This is a genomic window from Crenobacter caeni (assembly GCF_010435965.1).
Lineage (GTDB): Bacteria > Pseudomonadota > Gammaproteobacteria > Burkholderiales > Chromobacteriaceae > Craterilacuibacter > Craterilacuibacter caeni.
On record NZ_JAAGAA010000007.1, the window covers coordinates 137214 to 152405 of the forward strand.

Annotated in this window: 13 protein-coding genes; 11 read left to right on the forward strand and 2 right to left on the reverse strand. The window is 66.8% G+C overall.

Features of this window, described 5'->3' with window-relative positions; all coding sequences use genetic code 11:
* The first annotated feature begins 6 nt into the window (after positions 1-6).
* The 8 genes from GZH52_RS09890 to GZH52_RS09925 all read left to right on the forward strand — a co-directional run bounded on the left by GZH52_RS09890 (position 7) and on the right by GZH52_RS09925 (position 8019).
* The gene (locus GZH52_RS09890) at positions 7-624 is read left to right on the forward strand and encodes a phosphoribosylanthranilate isomerase (protein ID WP_163316295.1); all 618 of its coding nucleotides are present in this window, start codon (positions 7-9) and stop codon (positions 622-624) included.
* Positions 611-1810: a tryptophan synthase subunit beta gene (gene trpB, locus GZH52_RS09895; protein ID WP_163316296.1), complete on the forward strand. Its 1200-nt coding sequence runs from the start codon at positions 611-613 to the stop codon at positions 1808-1810. The genes GZH52_RS09890 and trpB overlap by 14 nt, the downstream gene beginning before the upstream one ends.
* A 10-nt stretch (positions 1811-1820) precedes the next feature.
* Positions 1821-2609 (forward strand): tryptophan synthase subunit alpha, encoded by a 789-nt coding sequence (gene trpA, locus GZH52_RS09900; protein WP_163316297.1) that lies wholly within the window; start codon positions 1821-1823, stop codon positions 2607-2609.
* A gap of 46 nt (positions 2610-2655) precedes the next feature.
* Positions 2656-3525, forward strand: a complete 870-nt coding sequence (gene accD, locus GZH52_RS09905) for an acetyl-CoA carboxylase, carboxyltransferase subunit beta (protein ID WP_163316298.1) — start codon at positions 2656-2658, stop codon at positions 3523-3525.
* Between the two features lie 68 nt (positions 3526-3593).
* Complete coding sequence (locus GZH52_RS16675; protein WP_203525701.1) at positions 3594-4808, forward strand: glucosaminidase domain-containing protein; 1215 nt, start codon at positions 3594-3596, stop codon at positions 4806-4808.
* A gap of 133 nt (positions 4809-4941) precedes the next feature.
* The gene (gene flgJ, locus GZH52_RS09915; protein WP_163316299.1) at positions 4942-5592 is read left to right on the forward strand and encodes a flagellar assembly peptidoglycan hydrolase FlgJ; all 651 of its coding nucleotides are present in this window, start codon (positions 4942-4944) and stop codon (positions 5590-5592) included.
* Between the two features lie 172 nt (positions 5593-5764).
* Positions 5765-7156, forward strand: coding sequence for a methyl-accepting chemotaxis protein (locus GZH52_RS09920; RefSeq protein WP_163316300.1), 1392 nt, complete (start codon positions 5765-5767; stop codon positions 7154-7156).
* Positions 7157-7227: 71 nt separating this feature from the next.
* A complete protein-coding gene (locus tag GZH52_RS09925; protein WP_163316301.1) occupies positions 7228-8019 on the forward strand; it encodes a universal stress protein in 792 nt (263 codons plus the stop codon).
* Between the two features lie 291 nt (positions 8020-8310).
* On the opposite strand, the gene GZH52_RS09930 is transcribed toward GZH52_RS09925, so the two are convergent.
* Entirely contained in the window at positions 8311-9315 is a 1005-nt protein-coding gene (locus tag GZH52_RS09930) for a class 1 fructose-bisphosphatase (protein ID WP_163316302.1), read from the reverse strand.
* 127 nt (positions 9316-9442) lie between these two features.
* Positions 9443-10327 (reverse strand): transcriptional regulator GcvA, encoded by an 885-nt coding sequence (gene gcvA, locus GZH52_RS09935; protein ID WP_163316303.1) that lies wholly within the window; start codon positions 10325-10327, stop codon positions 9443-9445.
* A gap of 143 nt (positions 10328-10470) precedes the next feature.
* Between gcvA and acnB the strand changes: the two genes are divergently transcribed.
* From acnB to GZH52_RS09950, 3 genes are all read left to right on the forward strand, one after another.
* The gene (gene acnB / locus GZH52_RS09940) at positions 10471-13062 is read left to right on the forward strand and encodes a bifunctional aconitate hydratase 2/2-methylisocitrate dehydratase (RefSeq protein ID WP_163316304.1); all 2592 of its coding nucleotides are present in this window, start codon (positions 10471-10473) and stop codon (positions 13060-13062) included.
* A gap of 146 nt (positions 13063-13208) precedes the next feature.
* On the forward strand, positions 13209-14867 hold the full coding sequence (gene eptB, locus GZH52_RS09945; protein WP_163316305.1) for a kdo(2)-lipid A phosphoethanolamine 7''-transferase: 1659 nt from the start codon (positions 13209-13211) through the stop codon (positions 14865-14867).
* A gap of 97 nt (positions 14868-14964) precedes the next feature.
* Positions 14965-15168: a DUF2788 domain-containing protein gene (locus tag GZH52_RS09950; RefSeq protein ID WP_136551842.1), complete on the forward strand. Its 204-nt coding sequence runs from the start codon at positions 14965-14967 to the stop codon at positions 15166-15168.
* Positions 15169-15192 lie beyond the last annotated feature (24 nt).

Genomic DNA, 15192 nt, shown 5'->3' on the forward strand with positions numbered 1-15192 from the left:
CTTAAGGTGCGCGTGAAAATCTGCGGGATCACCCGCGTCGAGGACGGCGTCGAGGCGGCCCGCCTCGGCGTCGACGCTGTCGGCCTCGTGTTCTACCCGAAGAGCCCGCGCAACGTGTCGATCGCGCGCGCCTCGGCGATCATCGCCGCGCTGCCGCCTTTCGTGACCGTGGTCGGCCTGTTCGTCGACGCGACGCGCGAGTGGGTCGACACCGTGCTCGCCGAATGCGCGCTCGATATGCTGCAGTTTCACGGCGACGAGACGCCCGAATTTTGCGCGTCTTTTCACCGGCCCTACCTCAAGGCGGTACGGGTGAGGGCGGCTGCGGACCTCACCGCCGCCGCGCGCCGCTACGCCGGCGCACGCGCGATGCTGGCCGACGCCTTCGTCGAGGGCGTGCACGGCGGCACCGGAACAAGTTTTGACTGGTCGCTGATCCCGCAGGACCTGCCGCTGCCGCTCATTCTCTCTGGCGGGCTGGACCCGGACAACGTCGAAGAAGCCGTGCGTGCGGTACGCCCCTCGGCGGTCGACGTCTCCAGCGGCGTAGAGTCGGCCAAAGGCATCAAGGACGCTGCCCGCATGGCAGCCTTCATTTCAGGAGCAAGACATGGATCGCTATGATCTGCCCGACGCACGGGGCTATTTCGGCGAGCACGGCGGCGTGTTCGTCGCCGAGACGCTGATGGCCGCGCTGGACGAACTCAAGGCCGAATACGGCAAGGCCAAGGCCGACCCGCTGTTCTGGCAGGAGTTCCACTACGAGCTCAAGCATTACGTCGGCCGGCCAAGCCCGGTCTACCACGCCCGCCGCTGGTCGGAGATGCTTGGCGGCGCGCAGATCTGGCTCAAGCGCGAAGACCTCAACCACACCGGCGCGCACAAGATCAACAACGCGATCGGCCAGGCGCTGCTCGCGCGGCGCATGGGCAAGAAGCGGGTGATCGCCGAGACGGGCGCCGGCCAGCATGGCGTCGCCACCGCGACGGTCGCCGCGCGCTACGGCATGGAGTGCGTGGTGTACATGGGCGCCGAGGACGTCAAGCGCCAGTCACCCAATGTGTACCGGATGAAACTGTTGGGCGCCAAGGTGGTGCCGGTCGAAAGCGGCTCGAAGACGCTGAAGGACGCGCTGAACGAGGCGATGCGCGACTGGGTGACCAACGTCGACTCGACCTTCTACATCCTGGGCACCGCCGCCGGCCCGCACCCGTACCCGATGCTGGTACGCGACTTCGTGTCGGTGATCGGCGAGGAGGCCAAGGTGCAGATGCCCGAGGCGATCGGCCGCCAGCCGGACGTCGTCGTCGCCTGCGTTGGCGGCGGCTCCAATGCGATCGGCATGTTCTACCCGTATATCCCGGTCGAGGGTGTGCGTCTGGTCGGCGTCGAGGCGGGCGGGGACGGCGTCGATACCGGCCGCCACGCGGCGCCCTTGTCCGCCGGCAGCGTCGGCGTGCTGCACGGTTTCAGGAGCTACCTGATGCAGGACGAGAACGGCCAGGTCATCGAGACGCACTCGGTGTCCGCCGGCCTCGACTACCCGGGCGTCGGCCCCGAGCACAGCCACCTCAAGGACAGCGGCCGTGCCGAGTACACCGCTGTGACCGATACCGAAGCGCTGGCCGCCTTCCACGACTGCTGCCACCACGAGGGCATCATCCCGGCGCTCGAATCCAGCCACGCGCTGGCGTGGGCTGCCAAGGTGGCGCCGACGATGGGCAAGGACCAGGTGATCCTGGTCAACCTGTCCGGTCGCGGCGACAAGGACATCAATACCGTCGCCGGGCTGACCGGCATCACGCTGTAAGGGGACGAGCGTGTCGCGTATCTCTGCCTGTTTCGAGCAACTCTCCGGCGCCAAGGCGCTGATCCCTTTCATCACCGCGGGTGACCCGCACCCGTCGCGCACCGTGGCGCTGATGCACGCGCTGGTCGACGGCGGCGCCGACATCATCGAGCTGGGCGTGCCGTTCTCCGACCCGATGGCCGACGGCCCGGTGATCCAGCGCGCGTCCGAGCGCGCGCTCGCGCACGGCGTCTCGCTGGCCGACGTGCTCGCGATGGTCGCCGAATTCCGCAAGGACAACGGCACGACGCCGGTCGTGCTGATGGGCTACCTGAACCCGGTGATGCGTTACGGCTTTGCCCGTTTCGCCGCGGACGCCGCGCGCGCCGGCGTCGACGGCGTGCTGACCGTCGACTGTCCGCCACACGCGGCGGGCGAACTCGCCGCTGCGCTCAAGGGCGAGGGGCTGGACCCGGTGTTCCTGATCGCGCCGACGACGACCGAAGATCGCGTCGCCGAGATCGCCCGCCACGCCACCGGTTACGTCTACTACGTGTCGCTGAACGGGGTGACCGGCGCCGGCAATCTGGACATTGACGCGGTAGCGGGTAAAATTGCCGCCCTCAGACAGCACATCACGCTGCCGATCGGCGTCGGTTTCGGTATCCGCGACGCCGAAACGGCGCGTGCGCTGTCCACGGCCGCCGACGCGATCATCGTCGGCAGCCGGCTGGTGCAGGAAATCGAGGCGGCTACACAGGAAACTGCCGCAGAGCAGTTGAAGATCCTGGTGGCCTCGCTGAAGGCCGCCATCCGCTAGAACACCCGTCCGGGCACGGCCGCGCCCGGTCCGACAAGGAATCCCGATGAGCTGGCTTAACAAGCTGTTGCCGCCGAAAATCAAGCGGGAAAACCGCAGTGACAAGACATCCACCGTCCCCGAGGGGCTGTGGAGCAAGTGCCCGGCCTGCGAGGCCGTGCTGTACCACACCGACCTCGAGAACAACCTGCAGGTCTGTCCGAAGTGCAACCACCACAACCCGCTGGGCGCACGCGCCCGCCTTGACATGCTGCTGGACAGCGAAGGCCGGCGCGAGATCGGCGCCGAGGTGCGCCCGATCGACATCCTGAAGTTCAAGGACAGCAAGAAGTACCCGGACCGCCTGTCCGCTGCGCGCGCATCGACCGGCGAGGACGACGCGCTGGTGGTGATGCAGGGCAGCATCGACGCGATGCCGGCGGTGGTCGCCGCGTTCGAGTTCCGCTTCATCGGCGGCTCGATGGGGTCGGTGGTCGGCGAGCGCTTCGTACGCGGCGTGAAGGCCGCGGTCGACGCACGCGCCCCGTTCATCTGCGTGGCCGCGTCCGGTGGCGCGCGCATGCAGGAAGGCCTCAACTCGCTGATGCAGATGGCCAAGACCAGCGCGGCGCTTGACCTGCTGACGCAGGCGAAGCTGCCGTTCATCTCGGTGCTGACCGACCCGACCATGGGCGGGGTGTCCGCCTCGTTCGCCTTCCTGGGCGACGTGGTGATCGCAGAACCCCGCGCCCTGGTCGGTTTCGCCGGCCCGCGCGTGATCGAGCAGACCGTGCGCGAGACGCTGCCCGAGGGCTTCCAGCGCGCCGAGTTCCTGCTGGAGAAGGGCGCCGTCGACATGATCGTCGACCGGCGCGAGCTCAAGCGGCGCATCGCCGAGCTGTCGACGCTGATGATGCGCGAGCCTGCGCTTGGTTGAGTCTTGCCATCTTCCCCATGCCGCCCGGCTTGTGCCGCGCGGCATTTTTCATTTTTGGGGTCCGATTGATGCCAAAACAAACTATTTTTGAATTTTTTATCTTTACCGTCATTCTGGCGGGGCTCGCGCTGCTCGCCGGCGCCTTGCCCTCGTCCTTGCACCTGGTGCTGTTGCAGGAAGACGGGCCGGTCGAAGCGCTGTCCGCGCTGGGCTATCTAATGGCCGCCAGCTGGTTGTTGTGGCAGGGGCGGGACCGGTTCGCCTGCTACTGGCCGGCGGCCTTGCTGCTGGTGCACCTGGCGGTGCGCGAGGCGGGGCTGCGCTCGGCCTTGCTCGGTGGCAGCGGCCTCTCTCTAGAGTACTACCTGAACGACGCGCTGCCGCTGGCGCAAAGAGCCGGTGCTGCACTGCTGTTGGTGGCAACGCTTTACGCGCTCTACCGGCTCGCGCGGGCCTTGCCTGAGTGGCTGGCCTCGCTCTTCCGCGGTGATGGCGCGGCTTTCTGGCTTGCCGGTGCCCTGAGCCTTGGCGTGCTCGCGCAAGTGGGCGACAAGTGGGGCAAGCTGTTCGGTGCGGCCCCCGCGGGCCTGATGCCTTACCTTTGGGGGTTTGAGGAAGTGTTCGAGCTGGGCATGGCGCTGGGCATGCTGGTGGCGGCGTGGCGCTTGCTGCCGGCGTCGAACTGGCACCGGCCGGTGCTGGCGTTGCTTTTCTTGTTGTCCTTCGCGATGCTGGCCGGCTGCCAGTCGCCGCAACTGCCGGCCGCCGGCACGCAGCCGTCGGTGCAGCACGCATTCGCCAGCCGGATGCTACCGATGGCGGCGCCGGCTGCCGAGTCGCTCGGGGTTTCACCCGCGCTGATCGTCGCGCACGCGGCGCTGGAGAGCGGCTGGGGCGGCAAGCCGATCCGGTCGGCCGATGGCGAGGACAGTCACAACCTGTTCAGCCTGAAGGCGACGCCGGCGTGGCAGGGCAGGACGGTCGACATCCTGACCACTGAGTATTTGCGCGGCCGGCCCGTCAAGCGCATCGAGCGCTTTCGCGCGTACGATTCGTACACCGACGCGTTCGACGATTACGCACGCCTGCTTTCGGGGCTCACCCGTTACCAGGGGGTGCTCGGTGCGGGAGATGACGAGCGGCAGTTTGCCTGCGCACTGCGCCGTGGCGGCTACGCGACGGACCCTGCTTATGTGGAAAAACTGGTGCGGGTCAGTGGCTTCCTGAAGGGGCTGGCGTTGCCCGAAAGCAGTACGCCGGGTCAGGATGAATCGCCTGTCTGACGGGGTTTATATATGAATATCTATTAATATCAATGATTTGCGAACGAGTGAGCGCTTGCAATGATGCTGGCGCTTGCGCTAAGATGCGCCCCCTTTCCACCCACCCGATCGTCAGGGTTAGACAGGAGCAGGTTTGCGTCAGCGTTTCTTCCTTCCGTTTTGCCTCATTTCCCTGCTGGCTGCCTGTGGCAGCCAGACCTCCTTGCCGTCCGACCAGGTGGCGTCCAGTGGCCAGCTCAAGGCCACGGCCAGCGAAGCGGTAGCCGAAGCGGCACCCGCCAAGCCACCCGTCTTCGATTTTTCCGCAGACCCGATCGCCGCGTTCACCGAACGCATGTTGCCGCACGCGGCCGAGGCCGCCGAGCACCTGGGGGTCGACCCCGAACTGATCATCGCGCACGCGGGGCTCGAGAGCGGCTGGGGCAAGAAGCCCATCCTGCTGCCGGACGGGCGCAACAGCCACAACCTGTTCAGCGTCAAGGCGTACAGCAACTGGGATGGCGACACCGTGAAGGTATGCACCACCGAGTACGAGGGCGGTCGGCGGGTGAAGAAGGTCGAGACTTTCCGCGCCTACACCTCGTACGAGGAGGCATTCGCCGACTACGCGCAGTTGCTCAAGCAAAATGGCCGCTACAGCAAGGCGCTCGGGCAGGGCGACAACGCGCAGGGTTTCGCGCGCGGCCTGCAGAAGGGCGGCTACGCGACCGACCCGCGTTACGTCAGCAAGTTTGCCAACGTCGCGCGCAAGGTCGCGCGCGCAAGCGACAAGTTGAGCGCGTAAGCGCGGTCTTGGCTTGGCCGGTGGCGCGGTCTTCCTGGACGGCCCGTGGCAAGGGTTTGTCGAGCGTCAAAGATCCTCAATATAAAATACGCATGTTTTTATTAGTGGATAATAATATCCACATATTTTGGATCTAACGGCGTCCACCCGGGCGCAGCCGGAGACCTTGACCATGTTCTACTGCCACCGCACTCTCAAGGCATTTTTGCAACCGATGGCCCAGGCCGCCCGTGAAGGTTACGACCTGACCCTGCGTCTGCCCGAGCAAGGCAGCCTTGCCGACGCCGGCCGCCTGATCAACGGCTGGATCAAGGGCTTTGCAGACGCCGTCGGCAAGGCGGTCGCTGCAGCCATCCAGCTCTCCCGCCAGGCGCCGGCGCTCGCGGCGCTCGCCGGCAAGCTCGAGGCGCGCGCGCAGTCGCAGCAGCAGGGGGCGCAGGCGATCGCCGAGGCGAGCGCTGCGCTGGCGCAGACCGTGCAGTCGATCGCCGAGGGCGCGGCCGAGGCGTCCGCGTTTTCCGGCCAGGTGGCCGAAGCGGTGGCCAAGGCGCGCGAGGACGGTGCGGAGAACAGCCGTCAGGTGCTGGCGATCGGCGAGAGCACCGACGCGCTGACCCGGCAGATGAAGGCGCTGCGCGAGAGTTCCTTGTCGATCAGCGAGGTGGTCGAGCTGATCAAGCAGATCGCCGACCGCACCCGCTTGCTGTCGCTGAATGCGGCGATCGAAGCGGCGCGTGCGGGCGAGCAGGGCCGCGGCTTCGCGGTGGTCGCCGACGAGGTGCGCAAGCTTGCCGACCAGACCATGCAGGCGACGCAGAACGTCGAGACCCTGCTGGCGACGATCCAGCAGCAGGTCGGCGAGTCGGGCGAGACCGCCGACAGGATGGCGCACCTGGTCGAGCGCGGCGTCGAGCTGTCGTCGGCTGCCGGGGTCGCCGTCGAGACGGCTGCCGCCGATATCGGCACGCTGATCGGTCATGTGCACGCGATTGCCGAGGCGAGCGGCGCGCAGAGCGAGAAGGTATCCGGCATCGCCAGCCGGATCGGCGCCGTCGCCAGCGAAAGCGAGGCACAGCTGGCCGACGCGCACGCGCTCTCGCAAAGCGCGGGGCAGGTACGCGAGCGCAGCGACCAGTTGCTGTCCGCACTCGGCCGCTTCCGTTTTGAAGGCCACCAGCAGTGCCGCCGCATGATCGAGGGGGTGATCGACGCATGGCGCCTCGAACGGATCGAGGGGGACGACATCGACCGCCGGCTGGTCGAGCTGTGCCGCGCGCAGGGCGCGATCGAGATGGTGTGCGTGACCGACCGCAACGGCCGCCAGCTGAGCGCCGACGTCGCGCCGGGGCATTTCGACGCGGACGGGCGCAAGAACAACTGGAGCGACCGCAGCTGGTTCCGCGACGCCGTCGCGGCGGATGACGTGGTCGTCTCCGACCTCTACCGTTCGGTCGACACCAACGAATACTGCTTTACCGTGTCGGCACCGCTGAAAGACCGCCAAGGTACGCTGATCGGCGTGATCGAGGCCGACGTCAACTTCAGCCACCTCACCGGATTGTAAGCGGCGCAGCTGGCAGCGGGGCCGGACGCAGCCTATAGCGGGGGCGTTCCCAGCAAGGTAAGGAGGCTGCCATGCCCGCTCGCGTGCTGTTGTTGCTGCAAGCCCATCCCTCTTCATTCGACGCGCGGGCGCAGGCCAGGGGCCAGGCGCTCGCGTTTGCGCGTGCGCGCGAGGCCGAGCTCGACGTCGTGGTGCTACTGGATGCGTCGTCCCGCCTGTCCGGTGCCGAAGCTTCGGTGACGGCGCTGTTTACCCATCAGGAAGAAGGCGACGACGCATGGCACCACGCGCACGCGCTGTCGGCGGCTGTCGCCGAGGAAGCGCGGGCAGCGGGTGTGGCGTGCACGGTGCGCGACGTCGAGACAGCCCACCCGCTTGCGCTGCTGTCCGAAACCGAAGCAGCCTGCGACCTGGTCGTTCTCGAGCGTGGCGCCGCCACCTTGCGTTTCTTGCCGCATTACCTGGAGGGTGCGAGCCGGCCCTGCCTGCTGGCCGGACGGCAGGGTTCGGGGCCGGTGCTCGTCGCTTACGACGGGGGCGCCGCCAGCGCGCGGTCTCTGCAGCAGCTTCTATGGCTGGGACTGGGTCACGCGGGCGTCACCGTACTGTCGCTGGGGGTGGACGCCGAGGCGGATGCGGGAGTGGCGAAAAGCTATTTCGCCGCGCACGCGATCGCCGCGCAATGCGTGACGCACCCCTCGGGCGGGCACCCTGCCATCCAGATCGGGGCCGAGGCGCAGGCGCTGGACGCCAGGCTGGTGGTGCTGGGTGTGCGCGGCCGCCACGGCTGGCGCCGCGCGCTGACCGGGTCGACCTGCCGGCGCTTGTTGCAGGGCGATCGCGCCTTGCTGCTGGTGCCCTGAAACAGGCATAAAAACCACAAGAAACATGTGCTTGCCCGTTTTGGGGCATGTAAGGCTGGGGCGGTCGGCCGGGCACGGGTATCTTGGCGTCACGTGCCGACCGGGAGATGGGGGACCGATGCCGGAGCCGATTGTCCTGTTCAAGCTGTTGCTGAGGTGTCTGCTCTTCTTGTGCGTGCAGCTTTGCCTGTGGCGGCTGCTCAGGCGCCTGGCGCGGGCCGTGCAGCCGCTTGCGGACAACGGGGACGCCGCCGCGCCCCCGTTTCAGGCGACTTCCGCCAGGGCGGACGATCAGCCGCGGTGATACGCGGTCACGCGTTCGACTTCCTCGCGCGAGCCCAGGAACACCGCGACGCGCTCGTGCAGCCCGGCAGGTTCGATCTCCATGATGCGCGTATGGCCGTTGGTCGCCATGCCACCCGCCTGTTCGACGATGAACGCCATCGGGTTACCTTCGTACATCAGGCGCAGCTTGCCCGGCTTGGCCGGGTCACGCGCGTCCTTCGGGTACATGAAGATGCCGCCGCGGGTCAGGATGCGGTGCACCTCGGCGACCATCGACGCGACCCAGCGCATGTTGTAGTCCTTGTTCAGTGGCCCGGTCTTGCCGGCGAGCAACTCGTCGACGTAGCGTTTGACCGGCGCCTCCCAGTGCCGCATGTTCGACATGTTGATCGCGAACTCGCCGGTGGCTGCCGGTACCTTCATCTGCGGATGGGTCAGCACGAAGCCGCCTTGCTCGCGGTCCAGCGTGAAACCGTACACGCCGTTGCCGAAGGTCAGCACCAGCATGGTCTGCGGGCCGTACACGGTGTAGCCGGCGGCGACCTGGCGGGTGCCCGGCTGCAGGAAGTCGGCTTCGGTCGGGTGGCCGGTCACCGATTCGGGGCACTCGAGCACCGAGAAGATGGTGCCGACCGAGATGTTGACGTCGATGTTCGACGAGCCATCCAGCGGGTCGAACAGCAAGAGGTAGCGGCCGCGCGGCAGGCCGTCCGGGATCGAGTACGGCAACTCCATCTCCTCGGACGCCATCGCGGCGAGGTTGCCGCCCCATTCGTTGGCTTCCAGGAGCACGTCGTTGGCGATCACGTCGAGTTTCTTCTGCGCCTCGCCCTGCACGTTGCCGGTGCCGGCCTCGCCCAGGATGCCGGCGAGCGCGCCCTTGTTCACCGAGTGCGAGATCGCCTTGCACGCGCGGGCGATCGTCTCGATCAGGTGGCGCAAATCGGGCGGCAGCGCGCCGGCCTCGCGTTGTTGCTCGATCAAAAAGCGGGAGAGGGAAGTGCGGCTCATCGGAAGTCCTCGGGTCTTGGGTGGCGCGGGCCTTGCGCCCGTTTGCGCGCGATTATACGGCAGCGGCCCTTGCGATGACAGCCGGCAGCTTGCCGGCCTTGTTTGATGCGGGGCGCGTGGCGGGCGCTCAGCCGGCCGCCGCCTCTTCTTCCAGCCAGTGGCAGAAGGCGCCGGCGGCCGCGTCGTGGCTCGCCGCGCGCGGCGCGACCCAGCAATAGCCGCGCACCGGCATCTCCGGACCGGCGAGCGGCGCGATGAGCATGTCCGCGTCGATCAGCCGCCTGGCCAGAGGCAGCGGGCCGAGTACCACACCCAGGCCTTCGACGGCCGCCTGTAGCGCGAACGAGAAACGGTCGAAGTGCAGCGTGTTTTGCGGCTTGAGCTCGGGCACGCCGGCGAGCGTCAGCCAGCGCTGCCATGCGGTCGGCCGGGTGTCGGCGTAAAGGAGGGTGTGGCGGGCGAGGTCGGCCGCGTGGCGGATGGGTTGTCCGGCGGCGAGCCGCGGGTGGACAAGCGGCAGTTCGTGTTCGGCGAGGAAGGGTTTGGCGATGTGGCCGGGCCAGTCGCCCGGGCCGCGGCGGATCGCGATGTCGAACGGCGTGTCCAGCCGGCTGATGTCTCGGTCCGAACTCATCAGGTGCAGTTCGACCTCGGGGTGGCGCGCGCGAAATCGATGGAGGCGCGGCAGCAACCAGAACATGGCGAACGTCGGCGTCGAGTTGACGGTCAGCCGGCGCGGGCGGTCCGCGTTTCTCAGCTGGCTGGTCGCGTTGGCGATCAGGTCGAGGCCATCCTGCACCTGCACGAGGTAGCGCCAGCCGGCGTCGGTCAGGCGCACCCGGCCGCCGCTGCGCGCGAACAGTGCGGTCCCCAGCCACTCTTCCAGCTGCCTGATCTGCTTGCTCACAGCGCCGTGGGTGACGAACAGCTCTTCGGCGGCGGCCGAAAAGCTCTCCAGCCTTGCCGCAGCCTCGAATACGCGCAGGGCGTTCAGTGGTGGGTAGGTGTTCATGTGTGTGAGTTTAACTCACAGATGCTGTGGCGAATAATCCTTTGTCTTAGCGGGGTCGCTGGCGTTACGCTAAAGCCCGTGTCGTAAAGCGCGGTGGTGCGTCCGCCGCCCAAGTCAAATCAACAAACGCAAAGGTAAGAACCATGCTCGAAGCCTACCGCCAGCACGTCGCCGAACGCGCGCAGCTGGGCATCCCGCCGCTGCCCCTGTCCGCCAAGCAGACCGCCGACCTGGTCGAACTGATCAAGAACCCGCCGGCTGGCGAGGAGGATTTCCTGGTCGAGCTGATCACGCACCGCGTGCCGCCGGGCGTCGACGACGCGGCCAAGGTCAAGGCTTCGTTCCTGGCCGCCGTCGCCGAAGGCTCGGTCGCGACCCCGCTGCTGACCCGCGCGCAGGCGACCGAACTGTTGGGCACCATGCTCGGCGGCTACAACATCCAGCCGCTGGTCGACCTGCTGGACGACGAGGCGGTGGCTGCCGTCGCCGCGGCCGGCCTGAAGAAGACCCTGCTGATGTTCGACTCCTTCCACGACGTGAAGGAGAAGATGGACAAGGGCAACGCGCACGCGCGTGAAGTCGTCGAATCCTGGGCCAACGCCGAGTGGTTCACCAGCCGTCCGGCGGTGCCGGAGAAGATCACCGTCACCGTGTTCAAGGTGCCGGGCGAGACCAACACCGACGATTTGTCGCCGGCGCCGGACGCGACCACCCGCCCGGACATCCCGATGCACTACCTGGCGATGCTGAAGAACACCCGTCCGGACGCGGCGTTCAAGCCGGAAGAAGACGGCAAGCGCGGCCCGATCCAGTTCATCGAAGACCTCAAGCAGAAGGGCCACCTGGTCGCCTACGTCGGCGACGTGGTCGGCACCGGCTCCAGCCGCAAGAGCGCGACCAACAGCGTGATCTGGGCGACCGGCGAGGACATCCCCTTCGTGCCGAACAAGCGCTTCGGCGGCGTGTGCCTGGGTGGCAAGATCGCGCCGATCTTCTTCAACACGCAGGAAGACTCGGGCGCGCTGCCGATCGAAGTCGACGTCTCCAAGATGGAGATGGGCGACGTGATCGACATCTACCCGTATGAAGGCAAGGTCGAGAAGGCCGGCGAGAAGATCGCCGACTTCGCGCTCAAGAGCGAAGTGCTGCTGGACGAAGTGCGCGCCGGCGGCCGCATCAACCTGATCATCGGCCGTGGCCTGACCGCCAAGGCGCGCGAGGCGCTGGGTCTGGCCGCTTCCGCCGAGTTCCGCCTGCCCAAACAGCCGGCCGACTCCGGTAAGGGTTTCAGCTTGGCGCAGAAGATGGTCGGCCGCGCCTGCGGTCTGGCCGAAGGCCAGGGCGTGCGCCCAGGCACCTACTGCGAACCGAAGATGACCACCGTCGGCTCGCAGGACACCACCGGCCCGATGACCCGCGACGAACTCAAAGACCTGGCGTGCCTGGGCTTCTCGGCGGACCTCGTGATGCAGTCGTTCTGCCACACCGCGGCCTACCCGAAGCCGGTCGACGTGCGCATGCACAAGGACCTGCCGGCCTTCATCAGCACCCGCGGCGGCGTGTCCCTGCGCCCGGGCGACGGCGTGATCCACAGCTGGCTCAACCGCCTGCTGCTGCCGGACACCGTCGGCACCGGCGGCGACAGCCACACTCGCTTCCCGATCGGCATCTCCTTCCCGGCAGGTTCCGGCCTGGTGGCATTCGCCGCCGCCACCGGCGTGATGCCGCTGGATATGCCCGAGTCGGTGCTGGTGCGCTTCAAGGGCCAGCTGCAGCCGGGCGTCACCCTGCGTGACCTGGTCGGCGCGATCCCGCTCTACGCGATCAAGCAGGGCCTGCTGACTGTCGCCAAGGCCGGCAAGAAGAACATCTTCTCCGGCCGCATCCTCGAGATCGAGGGTCTGCCTGACCTCAAGGTCGAGCAGGCGTTCGAGCTGTCCGACGCTGCCGCCGAGCGTTCGGCCGCCGCCTGCGCGATCGCGCTGAACAAGGCGCCGGTCGTCGAGTACATGCGCTCCAACATCACCCTGATGAAGTGGATGATCGCCGAAGGCTACCAGGACGCGCGCACGCTGGAGCGCCGCATCAAGGCGATGGAAGCGTGGATCGAGAACGGTGAACTCCTGAAGGCCGACGCCGACGCCGAGTACGCGGCGGTGATCGAGATCGACCTGGCCGACATCAAGGAGCCGATTGTCGCCTGCCCGAACGACCCGGACGACGTGAAGTTCATGTCCGAAGTTGCCGGCACCAAGATCGACGAAGTGTTCATCGGCTCGTGCATGACCAACATCGGCCACTTCCGCGCGGCATCCAAGCTGTTGGAAGGCAAGCAGGACATCCCGGTGCGCCTGTGGGTCGCCCCGCCGACCAAGATGGACGCCAAGCAGCTGACCGAAGAAGGGCACTACGGCGTGCTCGGCCGCGCCGGCGCGCGCATGGAAATGCCGGGCTGCTCGCTGTGCATGGGTAACCAGGCGCAGGTGCGCGAAGGCGCGACCGTGATGTCGACCTCGACCCGCAACTTTCCGAACCGTCTGGGCAAGAACACCAACGTGTTCCTGGGCTCGGCGGAACTGGCGGCGATCTGCTCCAAGCTGGGCAAGATCCCGTCGGTCGAGGAGTACCAGGCCAATATCGGCATCATCAACGAGAAGGGCGCCGAGGTGTACAAGTACCTGAACTTCGACCAGATCCAGGAGTATGTGGACGAGGCGAACTCGGTCTCGGTGTAAGCCGTAAGCCCGCAGGACAGCCCCGCCGGATGGCGGGGCTTTTTTCTGGCTGTGGCCTAGCTGTTTGCTCGGGTATGGTGCACAAAATTCAATTGGAATTTCGTGCTAGCATGGCTGCCCTGACGCTTATGACGGCTTGCCATCCCATGAAGCTCCCTGCGCCCGCCCTTTCCGAATCCGCGGTTTCCCTGCTTCTGTCGCTCTATATCGGCGGCCTGCTCAACCTGGACGTCTTCATCCGCCGGCTCTTCGATGGGGATGGCGCGTCCGCCCTGTTTGGCGTGGTGCTGGAGGCAGTGAGCATGGTCGCCATCAGCTACCTGCTGTTGGGCATCCTCTCGCTGGGCGGCTCGATGCTGTGGCGTGCCGGCGGGACGCTGATGGTGCTGTTCTCGGCGGCGGCCGCCTACTACATGACCCTGTTTGACGTGGTGATCGGCTACGGCGTGATGGCGTCCGTGCTGACGACCGATATCGACCTGTCCAGGGAGTCGGTCGGCGCGGACTTCCTGCTCTGGCTGCTGGTCACCGCGTTGCCGGTGGTCGTGCTGTTGTGGCGGGTAGAGCTGACCTCGACGTTCTGGCAAGCCGTCCGTTGCCGGCACCGGCGTTGGCCTGTGCTTGGCAGGCTCGCTTTTGCGTTGCTGGCGACGGTCATTCCGCTGAAGGTGATCGAGGCGCGGGCGGAGGTCGGGCGCGGCCTGCATGCCGACATGCCCAACGCGGCGGGGGTGGTCGCGCACAGCTACCTGCCGGTGAACTGGGTCGCCGGCTTGGGCATGGTCGCCTACAACCGGGTTGCCGAGCAGCAGGCAAGCCAGTTGCTCTTCGAGCCCGCGCGGCGCTTCACCTACCTGTCCGAGCCGGCACTCGAAGACGTGACGATCGTCTTCGTGATCGGCGAGACCGCGCGCGCGGACCACGTCGGCGCGCTGGGGTACGGGCGTGAAACCATGCCGAACATGGCGAGGGAGCCCAACCTGGTACTGTTTGACGGGCGCGCCTGCGATACCGCGACCAAGCTGTCCCTGCGCTGCATGTTCGTGCGAGAGGGGGGCGCCGCAGACGACGCCGGCCGTACCCTGCATGAAAAGAACGTGTTTGCCACGCTGAAAACGCTGGGGTTCAGTTCGGAGCTGTTTGCGATGCAAAGCGAGCTGTGGTTCTACAACAGCCTGAACGCGGACAATTACCTGTTCCGCGAAATGATCGCCGCGGAAAAGGACAACCGGGGCAAGCCGGTCGACGACATGTTGCTGGTCCCGCAACTGCAGCGCTCCTTGCTGGCGCACCCGGACGGCCGCCATCTTGTGGTGCTGCACACCAAGGGGTCGCACTACCAGTACTCGCAGCGCTACCCGCGCGCCTTTGCACGCTGGTCGCCCGAGTGTACGGACATCGACGACACCTGCTCGCGCGAGTCGCTGATCAACGCTTACGACAACAGCCTGCTCTATACCGACCACTTCCTGAAGTCGGTGCTGGACACGCTGCGCGGGCGCAAGGCCGTGCTGTTCTACGCCGCAGACCACGGCGAATCGATCGACGAGGGGATGCATTTCCATGCGACTCCCCGCGAGGTCGCGCCGCCCGAGCAGTTCAGCGTGCCGATGATGGTGTGGATGTCGGACCCTTACCTGAAGGCGGCGGGCGGGGCGCGGCTGGCCAGATTGCGCGAATTGGCGAAGCTGCCGGTGCCCAGGCGCCACGAAGAGCTGTTCGACAGCATCCTGGGCTGTGCGGGCTTCCATTCCCCGGACGGCGGGATCGTCGCGGCCAACAACTGGTGCCGGATGGGCGCGTGAGCGCAGGGGCTGCCGGGGCAGACCATGCTGCTGCGTTGCGGTATGATCTGGGTCAATACCTGTCCATACGGTGCTTCACACCATGAACCTTGCCACGCTGAGCGAAGAACAATTCACCCAACTGTCGATGGTCGTCCTGTTGGGCGGGCTGATCCTGTTCATGGGTTTCATCATCTGGGACCTGGGCAAGAAGTCCGGTGCCGGCCGCTTCGGCACCTTCGTGCTGTTCTTGGCGCTGGGCACCGGCGTGACCGGCTTCGTGTTCAAGAACGTGCTGGTCGAATTCCTGCTGCTGCGCTGAGCCGGTGGCGAGAGGCGTTTGACG